General features: G+C 66.9%; 18 protein-coding genes and 1 pseudogene. 15 read left to right on the forward strand and 4 right to left on the reverse strand.

Going from position 1 to position 18827, the window contains the following annotated elements; translation table 11 throughout:
* Nucleotides 1–56: 56 nt before the first annotated feature.
* Both BCY78_RS03100 and BCY78_RS03105 read right to left on the reverse strand, forming a co-directional pair.
* Entirely contained in the window at nucleotides 57–467 is a 411-nt protein-coding gene (locus BCY78_RS03100; protein WP_068297750.1) for a carboxymuconolactone decarboxylase family protein, read from the reverse strand.
* A 31-nt stretch (nucleotides 468–498) separates the two neighbouring features.
* Nucleotides 499–1752, reverse strand: a complete 1254-nt coding sequence (locus BCY78_RS03105) for an alpha/beta fold hydrolase (protein WP_199523100.1) — start codon at nucleotides 1750–1752, stop codon at nucleotides 499–501.
* A 226-nt stretch (nucleotides 1753–1978) separates the two neighbouring features.
* On the opposite strand from BCY78_RS03105, the gene BCY78_RS03110 reads away from it, so the two are divergent.
* Nucleotides 1979–2770 carry an N-acyl homoserine lactonase family protein gene (locus tag BCY78_RS03110; protein WP_068297752.1) on the forward strand — a complete coding sequence of 264 codons (792 nt, stop codon included), beginning with the start codon at nucleotides 1979–1981 and terminating at the stop codon, nucleotides 2768–2770.
* Between the two features lie 104 nt (nucleotides 2771–2874).
* Here the strand turns inward: BCY78_RS03110 and BCY78_RS03115 are convergent.
* Nucleotides 2875–3812 (reverse strand): annotated as a pseudogene (locus tag BCY78_RS03115) (IS5 family transposase).
* A 495-nt stretch (nucleotides 3813–4307) separates the two neighbouring features.
* On the opposite strand from BCY78_RS03115, the gene BCY78_RS03120 reads away from it, so the two are divergent.
* The 11 genes from BCY78_RS03120 to BCY78_RS03170 all read left to right on the forward strand — a co-directional run bounded on the left by BCY78_RS03120 (nucleotide 4308) and on the right by BCY78_RS03170 (nucleotide 14406).
* Nucleotides 4308–5432, forward strand: coding sequence for a C4-dicarboxylate TRAP transporter substrate-binding protein (locus BCY78_RS03120; protein WP_068297755.1), 1125 nt, complete (start codon nucleotides 4308–4310; stop codon nucleotides 5430–5432).
* Nucleotides 5433–5501: 69 nt separating this feature from the next.
* A complete protein-coding gene (locus BCY78_RS03125; RefSeq protein WP_068297757.1) occupies nucleotides 5502–6020 on the forward strand; it encodes a TRAP transporter small permease in 519 nt (172 codons plus the stop codon).
* Nucleotides 6013–7320: a TRAP transporter large permease gene (locus BCY78_RS03130; protein WP_068297760.1), complete on the forward strand. Its 1308-nt coding sequence runs from the start codon at nucleotides 6013–6015 to the stop codon at nucleotides 7318–7320. The genes BCY78_RS03125 and BCY78_RS03130 overlap by 8 nt, the downstream gene beginning before the upstream one ends.
* A 5-nt stretch (nucleotides 7321–7325) precedes the next feature.
* Nucleotides 7326–7700, forward strand: a complete 375-nt coding sequence (locus BCY78_RS03135; protein WP_068297761.1) for a Zn-ribbon domain-containing OB-fold protein — start codon at nucleotides 7326–7328, stop codon at nucleotides 7698–7700.
* Nucleotides 7697–8842 carry an acetyl-CoA acetyltransferase gene (locus tag BCY78_RS03140; protein ID WP_068297762.1) on the forward strand — a complete coding sequence of 382 codons (1146 nt, stop codon included), beginning with the start codon at nucleotides 7697–7699 and terminating at the stop codon, nucleotides 8840–8842. Before BCY78_RS03135 ends, BCY78_RS03140 begins: the two co-directional genes overlap by 4 nt.
* Before the next feature lie 20 nt (nucleotides 8843–8862).
* Nucleotides 8863–9594: a FadR/GntR family transcriptional regulator gene (locus BCY78_RS03145; RefSeq protein ID WP_068297764.1), complete on the forward strand. Its 732-nt coding sequence runs from the start codon at nucleotides 8863–8865 to the stop codon at nucleotides 9592–9594.
* 85 nt (nucleotides 9595–9679) lie between these two features.
* Nucleotides 9680–10585: an SDR family NAD(P)-dependent oxidoreductase gene (locus BCY78_RS03150; protein ID WP_068297766.1), complete on the forward strand. Its 906-nt coding sequence runs from the start codon at nucleotides 9680–9682 to the stop codon at nucleotides 10583–10585.
* Nucleotides 10585–11742 carry an acyl-CoA dehydrogenase family protein gene (locus BCY78_RS03155; protein ID WP_068297768.1) on the forward strand — a complete coding sequence of 386 codons (1158 nt, stop codon included), beginning with the start codon at nucleotides 10585–10587 and terminating at the stop codon, nucleotides 11740–11742. The genes BCY78_RS03150 and BCY78_RS03155 overlap by 1 nt, the downstream gene beginning before the upstream one ends.
* Complete coding sequence (locus tag BCY78_RS03160; RefSeq protein WP_068297770.1) at nucleotides 11739–12749, forward strand: acyl-CoA dehydrogenase; 1011 nt, start codon at nucleotides 11739–11741, stop codon at nucleotides 12747–12749. The genes BCY78_RS03155 and BCY78_RS03160 overlap by 4 nt, the downstream gene beginning before the upstream one ends.
* Nucleotides 12746–13603: a MaoC family dehydratase gene (locus BCY78_RS03165; RefSeq protein ID WP_068297774.1), complete on the forward strand. Its 858-nt coding sequence runs from the start codon at nucleotides 12746–12748 to the stop codon at nucleotides 13601–13603. The genes BCY78_RS03160 and BCY78_RS03165 overlap by 4 nt, the downstream gene beginning before the upstream one ends.
* On the forward strand, nucleotides 13600–14406 hold the full coding sequence (locus BCY78_RS03170) for an enoyl-CoA hydratase-related protein (protein WP_068297777.1): 807 nt from the start codon (nucleotides 13600–13602) through the stop codon (nucleotides 14404–14406). Before BCY78_RS03165 ends, BCY78_RS03170 begins: the two co-directional genes overlap by 4 nt.
* A 21-nt stretch (nucleotides 14407–14427) precedes the next feature.
* Here the strand turns inward: BCY78_RS03170 and BCY78_RS03175 are convergent, their stop codons facing one another.
* A complete protein-coding gene (locus tag BCY78_RS03175) occupies nucleotides 14428–15963 on the reverse strand; it encodes an AMP-binding protein (protein WP_199523101.1) in 1536 nt (511 codons plus the stop codon).
* Between the two features lie 125 nt (nucleotides 15964–16088).
* Here BCY78_RS03175 and BCY78_RS03180 point away from each other — a divergent pair, with 125 nt between their 5' ends.
* The 3 genes from BCY78_RS03180 to BCY78_RS03190 all read left to right on the forward strand — a co-directional run bounded on the left by BCY78_RS03180 (nucleotide 16089) and on the right by BCY78_RS03190 (nucleotide 18805).
* Nucleotides 16089–16814: a FadR/GntR family transcriptional regulator gene (locus BCY78_RS03180; RefSeq protein ID WP_068297781.1), complete on the forward strand. Its 726-nt coding sequence runs from the start codon at nucleotides 16089–16091 to the stop codon at nucleotides 16812–16814.
* 151 nt (nucleotides 16815–16965) lie between these two features.
* Complete coding sequence (locus BCY78_RS03185; RefSeq protein WP_068297783.1) at nucleotides 16966–17505, forward strand: TRAP transporter small permease; 540 nt, start codon at nucleotides 16966–16968, stop codon at nucleotides 17503–17505.
* Nucleotides 17498–18805: a TRAP transporter large permease gene (locus tag BCY78_RS03190; protein WP_068297786.1), complete on the forward strand. Its 1308-nt coding sequence runs from the start codon at nucleotides 17498–17500 to the stop codon at nucleotides 18803–18805. The genes BCY78_RS03185 and BCY78_RS03190 overlap by 8 nt, the downstream gene beginning before the upstream one ends.
* The last annotated feature ends 22 nt before the right edge of the window (nucleotides 18806–18827 follow it).

Below are 18827 nucleotides of genomic sequence, written 5' to 3' on the forward strand. Positions count from 1 at the left end.
CCTCCCGTTACCGATATGAACCCGTCCCGCCCGTCACCGCGCGGGACGGGAAGGCGTTACAGCCCCATCTCGTCGAACACTTCCTGCGCCGTGCGGAAGCTGTCGAGCGCGGCGGGCACACCGCAATAGATCGCCACCTGCATCATCATCTCGCGGATCTCTTCCTTGGTGAGACCGTTGTTGATGGCGCCGCGCACATGCAGCCGCAGCTCGTGGTTGCGGCCGAGCGCGGCGATCATGCCGATGTTCAGGATCGAGCGTTCGCGCCGCTCAAGGCCGGGACGATTCCAGATCTCGTCCCAGCAATATTCGGTCACCAGCTGCTGCATCGGCCAGTTGTAATCATTGGCCTTGTTGACCGAGGCGTTGACATAGGCCTCGCCCAGCACCTCACGACGGGTGCGCAGGCCGTTCTCGAATTTCTCGCCGGCGGGCTCGCCATCCGGGCGGCGGGTTTCTTGGGTCATGGAGGCCTCCTTGGGGCTTGGCTGGCGCGCCTCAGCGGGCGCGCGGATGGCGGGCGAGGATCTCCAGCGCCTCGTCCAGCGGGGCGGCGAAGAGATCGGGATGTTCGGTCATCGGAAAATGGCCCAGCTGCGGCATGACGATCCGCACCGCGCCGGGCATCAGCGCCTCGAGCCGCGCGCCTTCCTCGGGCGAGGCGGAATAATCATAGGCCCCGCACAAAAGGACCACCGGCAGCGCCTGCGCGTCGATCCGGGGCGCCGTGACAGCCCCGTCGAATTCCAGCGAATAGAAGCGCAGATCGGCTTGATAGACGCCGGGCCCGCCTTGCGCGTAGATCCAGCTGGCGCGGCGGCGATAGCTCTCGGGCGAGGTCGGGGCCATCAGCCCGCGCACGAAGGCACCATTGTGCAGACCCGCGTGAACGGCGACATCGTTCTGGCCGCGGTTCACCCGGCCCGTCGCCTTGAACGGCGGCTCGATCGCCAGCGCGCCCTGCAGAAGGTCGGGCCGCCGCGCGGCGATCTCCAGCGTGATCGCCGCTCCCATCGAGCAGCCGGCCAACAGCGCCGGCCGTCCGACCTGTTGCTCCAGATAGGCGATGACCCAGCCCGCATAACGGTCGGCATCGAGCACATAGGCCGCGCCGTCCCAGTCGAGCGGCGGCAGCGAGCGGCCATGGAACGGCATGTCCGGCGCGTGCATCGCGAACCGCTGGCCGAGGCCGAGGTCGCTCATCTGCGCCTGAAACTGGCGCGCATCCGCGCCGGCGGTGTGCAGGAAGACCAGAGGCGTCTCGCCGCTTCCCGCGCGGTCGGCATAGAGTTCAAGCGGGCCCTCCGGCGTGTCCAGCCGGACGTAGCGGCCCGAGACCGCGGTGAGATCGCGCGGACGTGGCGTGGCGGGCAGGGTCGGGGCGGCCAGAGCGCCCTCGAACAGACGCTCCAGCGCGGCCCGGGCCTGTGCCAGCAGCATCGGATCGCCGCTGAACGAGACCTCCGGATTGGCGATCTGCAGGGCCGTGAAGCCTTGATGGCGCGGCGGTGGCGGGGTTTGCAGCGCGCGGGCGAGGACCTCGGGCGTCACGTTGAGGGTCAGATCGCCGCTGTCGGCATCAACCCGCGTCACCGCGCCCGAAGCGAGGCCGATCACCACGCGCGCGCCGTCGCAGTCGACCGCCAGGCTGACTTCGAGGCCCGGCGAGAGCCGTGCCAGCTCGGCATCGCCTGACATCGCCAGCAGTCGCGCCGTCAGCGCCTGCAGTCCGTCTTTCGTCAGCCTGTTCATCCCAAACTCCCCCCGCGTTTGACCCGCCGCACCCGGCCCATGGCCATGCGCGATCGAGGCGCGGAACGGCGCCATCGAGGGTCTTGCGTCGTGAAATCCTCCCGCTGAGTCTCGATGAGCTCAGCGAATCCAACTATAGGATTGTCCAACAATCTGTAAAGAGGATTATCAGACTTTACGTCGCACGATGATCCGTGCAGGAACGGAGGGACCATGGAGGACACCGATGATCAGACCTGATGCCTGGGACGTTGTTGCGCTGCGCTATGCTTCGAAGACCCTGCCGTCAGCGCATCTCGCGCTGGATGCCGACCCACACGAGGCAGACGGGCAGCTGGATTATTTCGTCTGGGTCTGCCGGCAAGGGGACCGCATCGTGCTGGTCGATACCGGCTTCGAGGCCGGCGAAGGCAGTCGACGCGGGCGGGCACTGATCCTCGATCCCGTCGAGGGCCTCGCGCGGCTCGGCATCGCAGCCGAGGCGGTGACCGATGTCTTCATCACCCATCTGCACTACGATCACGCCGGCAATCTTTCGCGCTTCCCGAACGCGCGCGTGCATCTCCAGGATGCCGAGATGGCCTATGCGACCGGCCGCTGCATGTGTCATGCACGGATGCGGAAGCCTTTCTCCGTCGCTGACGTCGTGACGGCGGTGGAGCTGGTCTACAAGGATCGTGTTGTGTTCCACGATGGCGATTTCCGCCTGTATCCCGGCCTGTCAGGCAAGCTGGTCGGCGGCCATTCCAAGGGCCTGCAGATGCTGGTGATCGGCGAGGCGGCACCCTTGGTCCTGGCCTCGGACGCGTTGCACCTGAGCCGCTATCTTGATGACGACCGGATCTTCCCCGCCTTCGGAGATTACCTCGCAACCGTCGAGGGTTACCGAGTCCTGCGTGAGATGATCGTTGAAGGGGCCGAGATAGTTCCCGGCCACGACCCGGATGTCCTGCGTCACTACGGCCGCGTCGATCCGCGATGGGAAGATGCCGTCCGGCTGCGTGCTCCCGTCGTGTGATGCCGGGACCCCTGAGTGAGAAACGGTGGGCTCAACTGGTCGGGGCAACAGACTCTGTTGCACAAAAGAACTGATGGCCGGGGTTTCCCTCTCCTCGGACAGACCTATCCCACGGCCTCTGTGACCGGGATGCCAAGTGCGGTGTCGCCGTTCAGAATGGCGATACGGACCTGAAGCTCGGCGACCTGTCGGTCGAAATCCCTTGCGATGAGGCGCTGCGCCAAAAGCTTCACGCAGTGCTTCGTTTCGTGCGACCGCGCCGGCGGTGACTGTCTTCCACGGTCTGGCGTTCTTGCGGGGCGGAGTGAAGACACGAACGCCCTCGGTTCGAGAGAGTGTCCGAACGCGTGGACGCCGCGGTCAGCGATGGTATCGTGGCCTTTGCGAGTGTCCTAGCCACCGTCGGCGGTGACGCTGCCGATCTGCTCGTGCGCCGGGATCTGTTTGAGCAGGTCGGGTCACACCGGCGCATCCATTGCCCAGCAGGCGCATGCTCAGCATGCTGCCGAGAGGGGCCCATGTGGCTCGCTGTGATCTCCATGGCCCGAACCTCCAGCGTTTCCTCATCAATCCCTAGATGGATCTTGCGCCAGACGCGCCGTTTCGGGCCGCCAAGCTTGCGGGCGTGCCACTCGCCTTCGCCCTCGACCTTGATGCCAGTGCTGTAGATCGGCAAGTGCAGTGGCTCCTTGGAGCCGCGGTAGGGGATGTTCACGGCCAGGGTCTTTTGGCGGCGGGACAGGGTACTGACGTCAGGCACCGTCCAGTCAAAGCCAACCAACTGCAGCAGGCTCTCGACGACGCCGGTCGACTGCCTGAGCGCCATGCAAAATAGCACCGTCATCGAAAGGCACGCCTGAAGGGCGACATCGCTGTCGGTCTGCTGGCGGCCACGCCTGCCTGTCGGCGCGGCATCCCAGCTCATCTCGGGCCAGCTCATCTCGGGGTCGAACCAGATCGTCAGCGAGCCCCGGCGCTTGGACGCTTCATTGTCGGCTGGCCAGTTTCTGGACCTGTCGATCGTGGGTGTCGGTCTGCTCAGGCATCCCAGCTACCGCACTGGATCAACGAGATGAATCCCTCATGGAATTTGTGCAACAGAGCCGGCCAAAGTGATTGATCGCCTGTTCCGCGAAGGCCGCTATGAATCCAGGGGAGGGATCAGCCCCAGGAATTACCTTTGCAAAAGCAGAACGTCCCGGGCGACTGCGACTCGGGACTTGCAGGACCTCGTGGAGATGGGCGCGCTCAACCGATCTAGGGAACTCTGGCATATGCGTTACTGGTTGGCGGTCGCGCAGTCGCGCGCGGCACGGCGCCGCTGCACGCCACGCAATCTTCCGGCACCCGCCTTTCATAGGATGAGAAAAATACAGATATGTCAAGGAGGTAGGGGCCTGATCGGCGCATGATGCCGGGCTGTACCCACGCCTCGACATGAACCAAGGACCTGCAATACCTAAATGGTTCTACCATATTGACAAAGGTAGAACCATTGGTAAGTTGACCTACGGCTTCGCGCCGGAGGGAGGAAATCATGTTGAAGAAATTCCAGTCACCGGCCGCGGCCGGGCTGTCTCTGGCTTTGCCCATGCTCGCCCTGCCGGGCATCGCGGGGGCCGAGACGGATGTGCTTTATGGCAGTTTTGCCCCGGCCACCTCGGCCTTCTCGACCGGCTACATCCAGCCCTGGATCGATGCCATCACCGCCGCCACAGATGGCAGTGTCCAGTTCAATTATGTCCCGGGTGGCGGTGTCGTCGACATGCGCACGGCCGTGTCCGGCATCCGCGACGGGGTGGTGGACGGCGCGTTCTATGTGACGGTCTCGTATGCCTCGGACCTGCCGGTGCTGTTCATGCTGTCCGAGCTGATCGGCCTCGGCCAGTCGAATGCCGCGCGCATCGGGGCATTCAACGAATTCGTCATCGAAGATTGCCCTGAATGTCAGACCGAGCTGGCCGAGTGGAACCAGCAATTCCTCGGCGGATACAGCCTCGGGGATTACTACCTGTTCTGCACCCGCGCCGTGACCACGCCCGAGGATTTCAACGGTTTGCGGATCCGGGCTATCCCGCCCTATTCGCGGCTGTTCGGCGCGGTGGGCGAGGTCGTACCGGTGACCGTCAGCCTCACCGAATCCTATGAGGCCTTGCAGCGCGGGCAGGTGGATTGCCATGCGGGCCCGGCCAGCACCTATGTGACCTATTCCTTCATCGACATCGCCGATCATGTGGTCGAGCTGTCCTCTGGAGCGTCCTTCGGCGGCTCGATCTTCACCTTCAGTCACGACAAATGGGCCGAGTTCACCCCCGAGGAGCGCCAGGCCATCCTGCATGCCACTGCCGAGGCCTCGGCCCATGGTGCGATCGCCTATGCGCAGGAGGATGCCGCCGCGCTGGAGGCGGCGCGTGCCCATGGCAGCACGGTCGCGCCCGTGGATGACGCGGTGCAGGCGGCCTTGGCGGGCTGGATCGCCGAGAATGGCACCGGCGCGGCCGAACGGGCAGCCGAGCGGGGCGTGACCGACGCCCAAGCCATCGTCGACCGCTTCATGCCCTATATCGACCGCTGGAACGCGCTGCTGCCGTCCGACGAGGATGAAGCCGCCATCGCCGAGGTCTTCTGGACCGAGATCTACGCCGACTACCCGTCCGAGTGACGCAGCCTCGGCCGCGCCGCCGACCGGGCGGCGCGGCGACTTTCCGCACCAAGGGCAAGGGATGTTCCCATGACGGGCCTGACCCGCGTCACCCGGCACCTGATGCGCCTGCTGTTCCTGGCCGGTGCCATCGCGGTGATCCTGATGATGCTGCATATCGGCGCCGACGTGCTGTCGCGCGCGCTGCTCGGCCGACCGACTGTCGGCATGGTCGAGACGGTGACCAATTACTACATGATTGCCGTCTGCTTCCTGCCGTTGGCCTTCGTGCAGGTCGAGGGCGGCCATCTGACCGTCGACAGCTTCACCATGACGCTGCCGCCCCGGGTGCTGCGCGTGGTCAGCGTCTTCGCGCTGCTCGTGGCTGCTGGGATCACCGGACTGCTGACCTGGCATTCGCTGATCTCGGCGCTGCACAAGACCCGCACCGGCGAATACACCGATCTGTCGGTGATCGATTTTCCGCTCTGGCCCGCGCGCTGGCTTCTGGTGGCCGGATACGGCGCGACCTTCATCACCCTCTGCCTGCAGGCCTTTCTGGCACTGGCCGGGCGCCCGCTGCGCGCCTCGGAGGTGTCGCATGGATAATACCACCATCGGGCTTCTGGCCGTGGGCATCCTGCTGGCGCTGATGGCGCTGCGCGTGCCGATCGGCTTCGCTTTGGCGGCGGTGGCTTTCGGCGGCACATGGGCCGTGCGCGGTCCGCGTCCGGCCGCCTCGATCCTGCAGAACCTGCCCTATGAATTCACCGCCCATTGGACGCTGACTGCCGTGCCGATGTTCCTGCTGATGGGCGCGCTGGCGGGCAATTCCGGTCTGACGACGGATCTGTTCCGTGCGCTCAGGCTGGTGTTCGGGCGTCTCAAGGGCGGCATCGCCATCGCCACCAACTTCGCCGGCGCGGGCTTCGCCGCCGCCTGCGGGTCCAGCATGGCGACTACCGCGACCCTGGGCCGCATCGCCGTTCCCGAGATGCTCGCCGCGGGCTATTCGCCGGCGCTGGCCACCGGAGTCGCCTCGGCGGTCGGCACCCTAGGCGCGATCATCCCGCCGTCGATCATGATGATCGTCTATGCGATCTTCGCCGAGGTCTCGGCCGGCAAGATGTTGATCGCGGGGATCCTCCCGGGCCTGCTGACCGCGGCGGCCTACGCCCTCGTCATAAACCTCTCCGTGCGCCTGCGGCCCGGCATGGCGCCACGCCTCGCCCCGGAAGCTCTGCCGCCCGCCGAAACCCGCCGCATCCTGTGGCGCACCTGGCCCTTGCCGGTGCTCAGCCTCGGCGTGATCGGCGGCATCTATTCGGGCCTCGTCTCACCAACCGAGGCAGGGGCGCTCGGCGCGGGGCTCGCCTTCCTCGTTGCTGCCCTGCGCCGCGCCCTTAGCGCCGAGGTGATCCGCCGCAGCCTCTATGAGACTGTGTCGACCACCGCCTCGATCCTGTTCATTGCCACCGGCGCGCTGCTGTTCACACGGTTCCTCGCGCTGACCGGATTGCCCTACGAGATCGCCGGTCTGATCGACCAGATGGGCACCGACCCGCTGGTGATCGTGCTGGGGGCCTCGGTCGTCTACCTGATCTTCGGCTGCTTCCTCGACCCGCTTGGTGTCCTGCTGCTGACCCTGCCGGTGGTGCTGCCGATCTTCCATGCCGCCGATATCGATCCGATCTGGATCGGCGTCATCATCGTCAAATACCTCGAGATCGGAATGCTGACGCCGCCCCTTGGCCTCAATGTCTTCGTGATGAAGGGGGTGGTCGGCGACCGCGTGCCGCTCGGCACTATCTTCCGCGGCGTGTCGCTGTTCCTCGTGGCCGAGGTGCTGGTGATGGCCCTGCTGATCGGCTTCCCGCAGATCGTCACCTTCCTGCCCAACCTGATGTGATCCCGATGACCGAACTTCCCGAAGGGCCCGACGCCCGTTTCCGCCACCATCTGGCCGAGGGCCGTTTCATGATCCAGCGCTGCGAGGCCTGCGGTCGGCATGGCTTTGCGCCGCGCGTGCTGTGCAAGCATTGCGGCGCCGACCGACTGGCCTGGGTCGAGGCCTCGGGCAAGGGGCACCTCTACGCCGCGACCACCGTGCGCCAGAAGCCCGAGAAGGGCGGCGACTACCTCTATGCGATGGTCGAGCTGGCCGAGGGCGTGCGGATGATCTCGACCGTGGTCGGCACCGCGCCCGACGCCCTGCACATAGGCGACCGCCTGCGCGCCGAGATCGACGACACCCCGCGCGTCATCTTCCGCAAGGAGGGTACGGCATGAGCATGGATCTGCGCAGCACCGCCGCGGTGGCGGGTGTCGGGCTCTACGGTCTGGGCGAGGCGCCGGGCGAAACGCATATGGAGATCATGGCCCGCGCGGTGAAGATCGCCCTGGACGACGCCGGCATCGAGCTGGCCGAGGTCGACGGCCTGTTCACCACCAACATGAACAATCTGCTGGCCGGTCCCTCGGTCGCGGAATACCTCGGCATCGTGCCGCGTGTGACCGACGCCACGAATTTCGGCGGCTCGGCCTTCGTGGCCTATCTGCAATCGGCGAGCATGGCGATTGCCATCGGGCTCTGCGAGGTGGCGCTGATCTGCTACGGATCGAACCAGCGCACCGCCTCGGGCAAGCTGCATTCGCCGGTCGAGCCCCAGCCCTACGAGGCCCCGTACCAGCCGCGCAATCCGATCACCGCCTATGCGCTGGCCACCGCCCGACACATGCACGAACACGGCACGACCCGCCGCGATCTGGCCGAGGTCGCGGTATCGATGCGCGACTGGGCGCAGCGCAACCCCGACGCCTTTCTGCGCGATCCGCTGACCGTGGACGAGGTGCTGGCCGCGCGCATGGTCGCCGATCCGCTCAGTGTGCGCGACTGCTGTCTTGTGACGGATGGCGGCGGCGCGGTGGTGCTGGTCTCGGCCGCCCGCGCGGCGCGGATGCGCAAGACCTCCGTCTGGGTGCGCGGCTTCGGGGTGGCCCATACCCACAAGTCGATCATGGAGATGCCGGATCTGACGGTCACGCCCGCGGCGATCTCGGGTCCGCTGGCCTTCGGCATGGCCGGGGTGCAGCCTGCGGATATCGATGTGGTCGAGCTGTACGACGCCTTCACCATCAACCCGATCCTGTTCATGGAGGACCTCGGCTTCTGCGCCAAGGGGCAGGGCGGACGGCTCTTTGCCGAGGGGCACACCCGTCCCGGCGGACGGATCCCGGTCAATACCAACGGCGGCGGGCTGTCGTGCACGCATCCCGGCATGTACGGTATCTTCACCATTATCGAAGCCGTTCAGCAATTGCGCGGCGAGGCGGGCGCGCGGCAGGTTTCCGATTGCACGCTGGCCCTCGTGCATGGCAATGGCGGCACGCTGGCCAGCCAGGCGACGGGCATTCTGGGGCTGGAGCGGTGATCACAGGCGGAGGGCTGTTCATGGCGTTCAAACCGGTTTCGGGCACGCGCGCATTCGAGATGATCGCCGAGCAGATCCGCGCCCAGATCGAGGGGCGACATTTGCGCCCCGGCGACAAGCTGCCGCCCGAGCGCGAGTTGGCCGTGCAATTCGGCGTCTCGCGCAATGCGGTGCGCGAGGCTCTGCGCGGATTGGAGAATGCCGGGCTGATCGGCTTGCAGAAGGGGGTCCATGGCGGCGCCTTCGTGCTAGAGCCCTCAGAGCAGCCGGTGTTGCGCTCGTTTCGGGACATGATGGCGCTGGGGTCGATCAGCCTCGATCACCTGACCGAGGCGCGTATCGGCATCATGAAGGTGATCCTCGACAACGCCGCGCGCCGCGCCACGCCGGAGGCCCTGCGCCGGATCGAGCGCAACATCGATGCCACCGAGACCGCGCTGATCGCCCGCCGCGACGAGGAACTGCTGGAGTTGACGGCCGAGTTCTACCATCTCTTGGCCGAAGCGACGCAGAACCCGGTGCTGGTGCTGGTGATCACCCCGATCTACGAGATCGTCCGCCGTTTCGTTCAGGCGGCAGGGATTCACGCGACGGCCCCGGTGATCGTGTCGCGCCGCGCGGTGCTGGCGCGGTTGCGCGCCCGCGATGCTGCCGGCGCCATCGAAGAGATGAATGCGCATCTGGAAACGGTGCACACGGCGATCCTGCGCCATTTCCCCGAGGGCTCGCTGCCCGCCATCGACGACCGCTGATCCACCGGGACCGGCCAGCCGGGTGATTGCGCCTCTCTGTGCCGTCTTAAAGGTGGAACCATTGAAAGAAAGACCGGAGGAACTCATGAAGCCGCTCGACGGAAAAGTTGCCATCATTACCGGCGCGGGGCGCGGTATCGGGCGCGCGCTAGCGCTTGGCTATGCTGCGGCTGGCGCGAAGGTCGTCGTCAACGACCTCGGGACGGACCTGTCAGGGCAGGGGGACGGATCCTCCCCCGCCGAAGAAGTCGTGCGCGAGATCGAGGCGCAGGGCGGGCAGGCCGTGGCCGATGGCCATTCCGTGGCCGACCCCGGCGAGGCCGCGGCTATCGTGCAGTGCGCGCTCGATAGGTTCGGGCGGCTCGACACGGTGGTCAACAACGCGGGCATCGTGCGCGACGGGCTGTTTCACAAGATGAGCTTCGAGAATTTCGACAGCGTGGTGAAGGTCCATCTCTATGGCAGCTACAACGTCAGTCGCGCCGCGGCGGGGGTGTTCCGCGAACAGGGCTCGGGCTCCTATGTGCATTTCACCTCGACCGCGGGTCTGATCGGCAATCTCGGTCAGGCCAATTATGCCGCCGCAAAGGCCGCGATCGCGGGGCTTTCGCGCTCCATTTCGATCGATCTGGCCCGCTTCGGGGTCCGGTCGAACTGCATTGCGCCGTTCGCCCTGACGCGGATGGTCACCTCGGTTCCGACATCCGACCCCGAAGCCTTCGCCGAAAAGCGCCGCCACATGACTGCCGAGAAACTGGTGCCGATGAGCGTCTTCCTTGCCTCGGACGATGCGGCCGATGTCAACGGTCAGGTCTTCGCCGTACGCGGCAACGAGATCTTCGTGATGAGCCAGCCGCGCCCTGTCCGGGGCCTGCATCGGGCCGAGGGCTGGACGCAGGACAGCATCCGCGAGGTCTTCCTGCCCTCGGTCAAGCGCGATCTCGCGGGGCCGGAAACCACGATGGACGTGTTCCATTGGGACGCAATCTGATGGGTGCCGACCCGATCGACGCGCTGCTGGGGCCCGAGGAACAGGCCTTTCGGGCGGAAGTCCGGGCTTTCATCCGGGACACCCTGCCTGCACAGGCGCGGCGCAACGCCGACCTTGGCCGCCATGCAACGAAGGACGAGGTCCTGCAGTGGCAGCGCGCCCTCTATGCCAAGGGCTGGGCTGCGCCGACATGGCCGAAGGAATACGGGGGTACCGGCTGGGATCCGGTTCGACTGTATCTTTTCACGCTGGAATGCGGGCTGGGGTCCGCACCCAAGGTGCCGGCTTTCGGCACCAAGATGATCGGGCCGGTCCTCTATACCTTCGGCAGCAAGGCGCAGAAGGATTTCTATCTGCCGCGCATCCAGCGGGCCGAGGATTGGTGGTGTCAGGGGTTCTCCGAACCCGGCGCGGGATCGGACCTTGCGGCCTTGCAGACGCGGGCGGACAGGGTCGGCGATCGCTGGATCGTCAACGGGCAGAAGATCTGGACCACCAAGGCTCAGCACGCCAACCGCATGTTCGCGCTGGTGCGCACCGGCGGCGGCACGCGGCGGCAGGAGGGGATCTCGATGCTGCTGATCGACATGGACAGCCCCGGCATCGAGTTGCGGCCGATCATCGGCATCGACGGCAGCCACAGCCTGAACGAGGTCTTCCTGACCGATGTGTCGGTCCCGGTCGAGAACCTCGTCGGCGAGGCGGGGCGCGGCTGGGACTATGCCCGCTTCTTGTTGGCGAACGAGCGCAGCGACATCACCGGGGTCGGGCGCTCGCGCCGACAATTGGCGCGGTTGCGCGGGCTGGCGGCGGACGCGGATGCCGGTCTTCTGGCGCAGATCGCCGAGGCCGACATCGCCCTGACCGCACTGGAGTTGACCGAATTGCGCTATCTCGCGGCGCAGGCGCGCGGCGAGGGGATCGGCGCCGGAGCCTCGATCCTGAAGCTGCGCGGCACCGAGATCCAGCAAGAGCTGACGCGCCTCTTGCGCGAAGCTCTCGGGGCCGACGCGCTGCGCCATGGGGCCGCTCCGGGGGAGGGCGCCGAGGGCGTGCTCGAGGAATACCTCTATAACCGGGCCTCCACGATCTATGGCGGCTCCAGCGAAATTCAACGCGGGCTGATCGCGCGTGCAGCCTTGGCGGAGGGCGCATGAGCCTCCTGGACCTCTTCACCCCGGCCCCCGATGCGGCCCTGCTGGCCGAGGCCGGCGCGCGCTGGCTGTCGCAGGGCTATCGCGCGGATCCGTCGGGCTTTTCCCCCGCCATGTGGCTGGCGATGGCCGAACAGGGCTGGACCGCGCTGCGCCTCCTGGAGGAGGCGGGCGGGCTGGCTCTGCCGCTGGCCGCCTGCCTCCCGCTGGTGCACGAGATCGGTGCTATCGGCCTGCGCGAACCCCTGATCGAAAGCGCGCTGATTGCCGCGCCCCTCGCGGCAAGCGCGGGCGCCGATGCAAACCTTCTGTCCGCCGTGGCCGAGGGGAGGCGCATCCTCGCGCTGTGGGACGATCCTGCCGCGGCGGTCGCGGGCGGGGACGAGGTCACCGACCTGTTGGTGTTCGACCCCGAGGCCCGGACGCTGGCTCTGTGCGCTGCCGCTGAGGCGCCGGGCCGGTTCTGGCAGGGGCTGGACGGGCGCCGATTGTCGGATCGCGCCGCCCCTGCCGATCGGCAGATCCTGTTGCAGGGCGCCCCGGCGGTTGCCGCCGTGGCCCGCGCGCGGGCCGAGCGGCTGGCCTGCCATGCCGCCGAAGGCTGTGGCGCGCTGAGCCGCGCCTTGGCACTGACCGCGCGCTATCTCGGCGAGCGGCGCCAGTTCGGGCAGCCGCTCGCGCAGTTTCAGGTGCTGCAGCACCGTCTCGCCGACATGCTGGTGGAGCGGGAGCTGGCGCTTGGCCTCGCCGCGATCCTGTGTCCGGGCGACACTCCGCCGTCCGAGGGGATGACCGACCGCGCGCTGGCGGGTCTGGCACGCTCCTTCCGCGAGGTGGGGGAGGCCGCGGTGCAGCTGCATGGCGGTATGGGCATGACCGACGAGATGGAAATCGGGCGCGTTTTCAAACGCCTTCTGCACCTTGCCACCGCGCTGGGGGGCGAGACCGCGCCGCGCGCCCGTATCCGCGCCGCGCTGGCGCACCGCATCGACGAGGAGACCCGTGCATGAGCATCACCGACGAGGGGCTCCGCTCCTTCACCTTCGATCCGATCCCGTTCCGCGTGACCGCGCGCGAGGCGATCCTCTACGGTCTGGGCCTAGGGCTGGGCGCCGAGCCGACCGACGCCAACCAGTTGCGGCATGTCTACGAGGAGGGCCTCGTGCCCTATCCGCTGATGCCGGTGGTGCTGGGTTCGCCCGGCATGTGGTTCGGCCGCGCGGGGCTAGATGCGCGCAAGGTCCTGCATGGCGCGCAGGCGCTGAAGATCCTGGCGCCCGTGCCGCTGGACACGGCGCTGGTGGCGCGCAATGTCATCTCGGGGCTGTACGACCGGGGCGCAGACAAGGGCGCCGTGGTCGAGGTCACGCGCGAGATTGCCACCGACGCCGGCGCCCCCGTGGCCCGGGTCCTGTCGACCTATATGTGCATGGGGGACGGCGGGTTCGGCGGCAGCGCCTCGCGCCCGGCGCCGGCGCCGTCCCGGCCGGATCGATCGCCCGATGCCACCGTGCGGATCGCCACGCTGTCGCAGGCGGCGCTGCTCTATCGGCTGAACGGCGACATGAACCCGCTGCACGCCGATCCCGCCATGGCGGCGAAGCTGGGCTTCGACCGTCCGATCCTGCACGGGCTCTGCACGCTCGGCCACGCCCTGCGCGCGGTGGTCGACAATCAGGCCGGGGGCAACGCGGCGCGCCTCACAGCGGTCTCGGCCCGCATGAGTCGCCCGACCTATCCCGGCGAGACGCTCGAGGTGGCGATCTGGGCCGAGGCGGGCGGGCTGCTCTTCGAGGCGACCACGGTCGAACGCGGCGTCACCGTTCTGGCGGGCGGGCAGGTCGGACTGGAAGGTGCCGCATGACAGCGGTGCTGAGCGACAGGGCCGAGGGTGTTCAGACCCTGACCCTCAACCGGCCCGAAAGGCGCAATGCCTGGACGGCCGAGATGGAGGCCGACCTGCGCGCGGCGCTGATCGAGGGCAGCCGAGATCCCGCCGTGCGCGTTATCGTGCTGACAGGCGCGGGCGCGGCCTTTTGCGCCGGGGCGGATGCAGGGTTCCTGAAGCAGCTGGGCACGGGCGAAGCCGCGATCACCCAGACGGACGTGGATCCCTGGCCCGAAGCCCGGCCCGAGTTGAAGGGCAAGTTCGCCATGCCCGCCGCCGTTCCCAAGCCGGTGATCGCCGCCGTGAACGGCCCCGCGGTCGGCATCGGCTATGCGCTGGCGCTTTACAGTGACATTCGCTTCGCGGGCGCGAGTGCATCCTTCATCGCGGCCTTCGCCCGCCTCGGCCTGATTGCCGAGAAGGGGATCGACTGGGCGCTGGCGGGCATCGTAGGGCAGGGGCGGGCGGCGGAACTCCTGCTGTCCGGGCGCAAGCTTGGCGCCGATGAGGCCGAGCGCATCGGGTTGGTGAGCGGTGTTTTCCCCGACGCTGACCTGAAAGGCGCCGTGCAGGCCTACGCGGCGGAGATGGCGGCCAAGGTCTCGCCCCGCTCGGCGGCGGTGATCAAGCGGCAGCTGCAGGGACTGCGCTTCGATACGCCGGCCGAGATCCTGGCCCGCGGCGAACGCGAACTCGCCGCCAGCCTGAAAAGCGCCGATTTCCGTGAGGCGATGACGGCGATGGCCGAAAAGCGCCCGCCGTCCTTTCCTGATCTCTGAGGTTGCAGAAGGTTCCGGGCCTCAGCCCGGAACCATCGCCTCCCGCAGCTTGCGCTTCATCAGCTTGCCGCTTTCCTCGCGCGGCAGGCTGTCCACGAACAGGTAGCGCCGCGGCAGCTTGTAGCGGGCCAGGGTGCGGCCGAGGAAGTCCGCGATCTCGGCCTCGTTCGGCTTGGCGCCCCGGGCCGGTTGAACCCAGGCACAGACGATCTCACCGAATTCGGGATCCGGCAGGCCGATGACGGCGCAATCCGCCACCTGCGGATGCTGGACCAGCGCGGATTCGATCTCGGCCGGGTAGATGTTGGTGCCTCCGAAGATGATCATGTCGCGTTTGCGATCGCCGAGGAACAGGAAGCCGTCCTCGTCCAGCCAACCCACGTCACCGATGCTGATGAAGCCGTCCTTCTCGGTCTCGGCCCTCGCCTCGGGGCGGTTGATATAGGTGAAATCGGCGTAATTCGGATTGCGGACATAGATCTCGCCAGTCTCGCCCTGAGGCAGGACGCGGTCGTCCTCGCCAAGGATGCGCACCTCGGCGCCCTCGACCACACGACCCACCGTCCCCGGATGCGCCAGCCATTCCGGCGAGGTGCAGTGCATGGCGATGCCGACCTCGGTGCCGCCATAGACCTCGTGCAGGATCGGGCCCCACCAGTCGATCATCGCCTTCTTCACATCGACCGGACAGGCCGCGGCGGTGTGACTGACCCAGCGGAGCGAGCTCAGATCATACCGCGCGCGCACCTCGGAGGGCAGCTTCAGCAGCTTGATGAACATCGTCGGCACGGCGGTGATGGTGTTGATGCGGTGCTTCTCGATCAGCGCGAGGAATTCCTCGGGGTCGAAGCGCGGCACCAGCACCAGAAGCTCGCCGCGCGTTGCCGCGTAGCGCGCGAATCCGCCCGGCGAGGCATGATAGAGCGGCGTCACCAGCAGCGTGCGCACATCTGGGGCCAGCCCGTAGGTGTCGACGAAGCAGCGGACATTGCGCGCCAGCAGGTCGGCATCCATCGGCACGCGCTTGACCCCCTTGGGATGGCCGGTGGTCCCCGAGGTATAGATGATCGCCCCGCGTGCGGCGGCGTCGGGCGTCGTCCGCGGCGGATGCGCGGCGATGAACGCGTCCCAGTCGGCCGTGCTGGTCGGCACTGCGCAGGCCTCGGGCGACAGGCGGAAGGCGGCGGCCGTGGCCGGGGGCGTCGCGGCGGCGATCACTCTCAGGCCCTCGGGCAGGGTCAGCCCCGGCGTGGCCAGCAGATCGGCCTGCGCGACCAGCAGATCGGGGCGGCAGTCGTTCAGGACATAGAGAATCTCGGCGGCGGTGGAGTGCCAGTTGATCGGCACCGCGAAAGCGCCGATCTTCTGTGCCGCGATCGACGCTTCGATGAAGGGGATGTCGTTGCGCATCAGGATGGCAACCGTCGAGCCCTCTCGGAGCCCGAGGGCCCGAAAGCCGGCCGCGGCCGCACTGGCCCTTTGTTGCAGCAGCGCCTGATCGATCGTCGCATCGGGGGTGATGATGGACGCAAGGCGCCCTGTCGGTTCCGCTGTCACGCTCTCTCCTCCGTCACGTGCTGGAATGCGGCGAACATTAAATGGTAGAACCAATAAGTCAACTGACCCTTGCCTTGGGTAATCGATTGGGCCGATAATTGGTCAGGTACTCAAGGAGACAGGATATGTCCTCAGCGATGGGCTTTCGCCCGGTGAAGACGAAACGCGCATTCGAAGAGGTCTGCGACCAGATCCGGTCGGAGATTCAGGCGGGTCGGATCGCCGCTGGCGACAAATTGCCTTCCGAGCGGGATCTGGCCGAGCAGCTGCAGGTCAGCCGCGCCACCGTGCGCGAGGCGTTCCGGACGCTGGAAATCGGCGGAGTCCTGACGCTGCAGAAGGGGGTGAAGGGCGGCGCGGTGGTGATGCACGGCGATGTGCGTCCGATCAACCAGACGATCTCGGACCTGCTGTCGCTGGGGGGGCTGTCGCTGGCCGACTACACTGAAGCGCGCAAATGCCTGCAGAAAGAGATCATTCGGCTTGCCTGCGAGCGGGCGACCGAGGCCGATTTCGCGGCACTCGAAGCCAATATCGCTGCCACGCGCGAAAAGACCTCCGAATCGCAGATCGAGGACCGGACGGCGCTGACGGTGCAGTTCTACGCCCTGCTGGCCCGCGCCACCAAGAACAAGGCGATGGAGATCCTGATGTCCGCCGTCACCGAGCCGCTGGCCTATTACATCAAGCAGATCGGCGTGGACCGTAGCTGGGATGTCGCGGCCTCGCGGACCAAGGTGGTGCGGCACCTGCGTGAACGCGACACCGAGGCCGCGATTGCCGAGATGATTTCGCATATGGAGCGGCTCCACACCTACATGCTCTCGCGCGAGCTTTCGACGCCCGAGTGAGCCCTCGAAGGCGGCTGGTCGAGCCATCGACCGGCGGTAGGCCCGCGCCTGCGGCACCAAGGTGTATCTGCGCGGAAGGTTTCTTCTTGCAATGTTTAAATGGTTAGGCCATTCATTGGCCAGTCTGATACTCAGCAGGGAGGAGCGAGGTATGCAGCGGGGGCACCTGCGTCGAGCGATCGACGGCCTCATCACACTGGACCTTGTGATTGCGGGGCTCGCCCTGATCGCGATGCTGGGACATGTCGTTCTCGACGTGATCCTGCGCGAGGTTCATGTGCCCTTCTCCGGCACGCTGGAGATCGTGTCCTTCTGGTACATGGTCGCGCTGGTCTTTCTGGCGATCCCCGTGGCACAGGCTCACGGTCATCACATTCGGGTCGAGCTGTTCACCGCCGCCGTGCCGGCTCGCGTGCAGCAGGGGATCGACCTCTTGGTCCTGTTGGGCTGTGTGGCCCTTCTCGGCCTGTTCATCTGGGTCTCGACCGAGGAAGCCCTGCGCCAGACAAGCCGCATGGCCGTGGTCGAGGCGGGCACCGGCACGATCCCGGTCTGGCCCACCCGCTGGCTCGTGCCACTGTCGATGGCGACTACCGCCTTGATTTGCCTGTTGCAGGCCTTTGACTTGATCCGGGCGCTCGTGAGGAACGAGGCCCCGATCCCGCACCACCGGGAGTCGCTCGATGTCTGATGTCGCGATCGGGGGCTTCGGGCTCGCCGGGATCCTCGTGCTGCTCGCCCTGCGCGTACCGATTGCCTTTGCGCTGATGAGCGTGTCCATCGTCGGCCTCTGGGCCCTGCTGGGCGAGCGCCCGGCACTGGGGTCGCTGCGGACCATTCCTTATCAGTTCGTGGCCCATTGGTCGCTCTCGGCGATCCCGATGTTCCTGCTGATGGGGGCGGTGGCCTATCATTCCGGCATCGTCAGCTCCTTGTATTCGGCGGCGCGGCTCTGGCTGTGCCGGCTACCGGGCGGTCTCGCCATCGCCTCGAATTTTGCCTGTGCAGGTTTTGCCGCGGCCTCGGGTTCGTCCGTCGCGACCGCCTCGGCCATGGGCCGGATCGCCGTGCCCGAGATGCTGCGCTACCGCTACGACCCAGGGCTTGCGACGGGCGTGGTTGCAGCGGCGGGCACGCTCGGCTCGCTGATCCCGCCCTCCATCCTGATGATCCTCTACGGCACCTTCGCCGAGGCTTCGATCGGCCGGTTGATGATCGCTGGCATCCTGCCCGGCATCCTGACCGCCGCGGTCTATGCCGCGATGATCTGGCTGCGCTGCCTGGCCCGCCCCGACCTTGCGCCCCCGGTCGACATCAACCCGACCCTGCGCGAGCGGATGCAGGCGCTGGCGCAGGTCTGGCCGATGCCGCTGCTGATCCTCGGCGTGATCGGCGGCCTCTATGGCGGCTATGTCACCGCGACCGAGGCCGGGGCCCTGGGTGCCTTCCTCGCGCTGTTGATCGCGGCCTTCTACCGCCGGCTCAGCTGGGCCGTCCTTCGGGCAAGCATCATCGACACGGTGACCGGCACCGCAGTGATCTTCTTCGTCTCGATCGGAGCGGTGATGCTGTCGCGCTTCGTCGCACTCTCGGGCGTGCCCGACGCGATCGTCGACCTGTTCGGGGCCGGAGGGTTGCAGGGCTATTCGGTGGTGCTGTTCTGCGGGCTGGTGTTCCTGTTTCTGGGCATGTTCCTCGATCCGATCGGGCTCATGCTGATCGCGCTGCCGGTGATGCTGCCGATCATCGACCAGAGCGGTTTCGATCTGATCTGGTTCGGCATCCTGACGATCAAATTCGTCGAGATCGGCCTGATCACCCCACCCGTGGGCCTGTCGGTCTACACGATCAAGACAGTGGTCGGCGACCGGGTGGCCCTGACCCAGATCTTCCGCGGCATCGGCTGGTTCCTCGTGTGCGAACTGATCGTCGTCGCGTTGCTGGTGATCTTTCCGCAGATCGCCCTGTTTCTGCCGGGTCTGATGAGCTGAGCCCCGGCCCCAGTTTCAACGG

Source organism: Pararhodobacter sp. CCB-MM2, from assembly GCF_001691415.1.
In the GTDB taxonomy this organism is placed as follows: Bacteria; Pseudomonadota; Alphaproteobacteria; order Rhodobacterales; family Rhodobacteraceae; genus Pararhodobacter.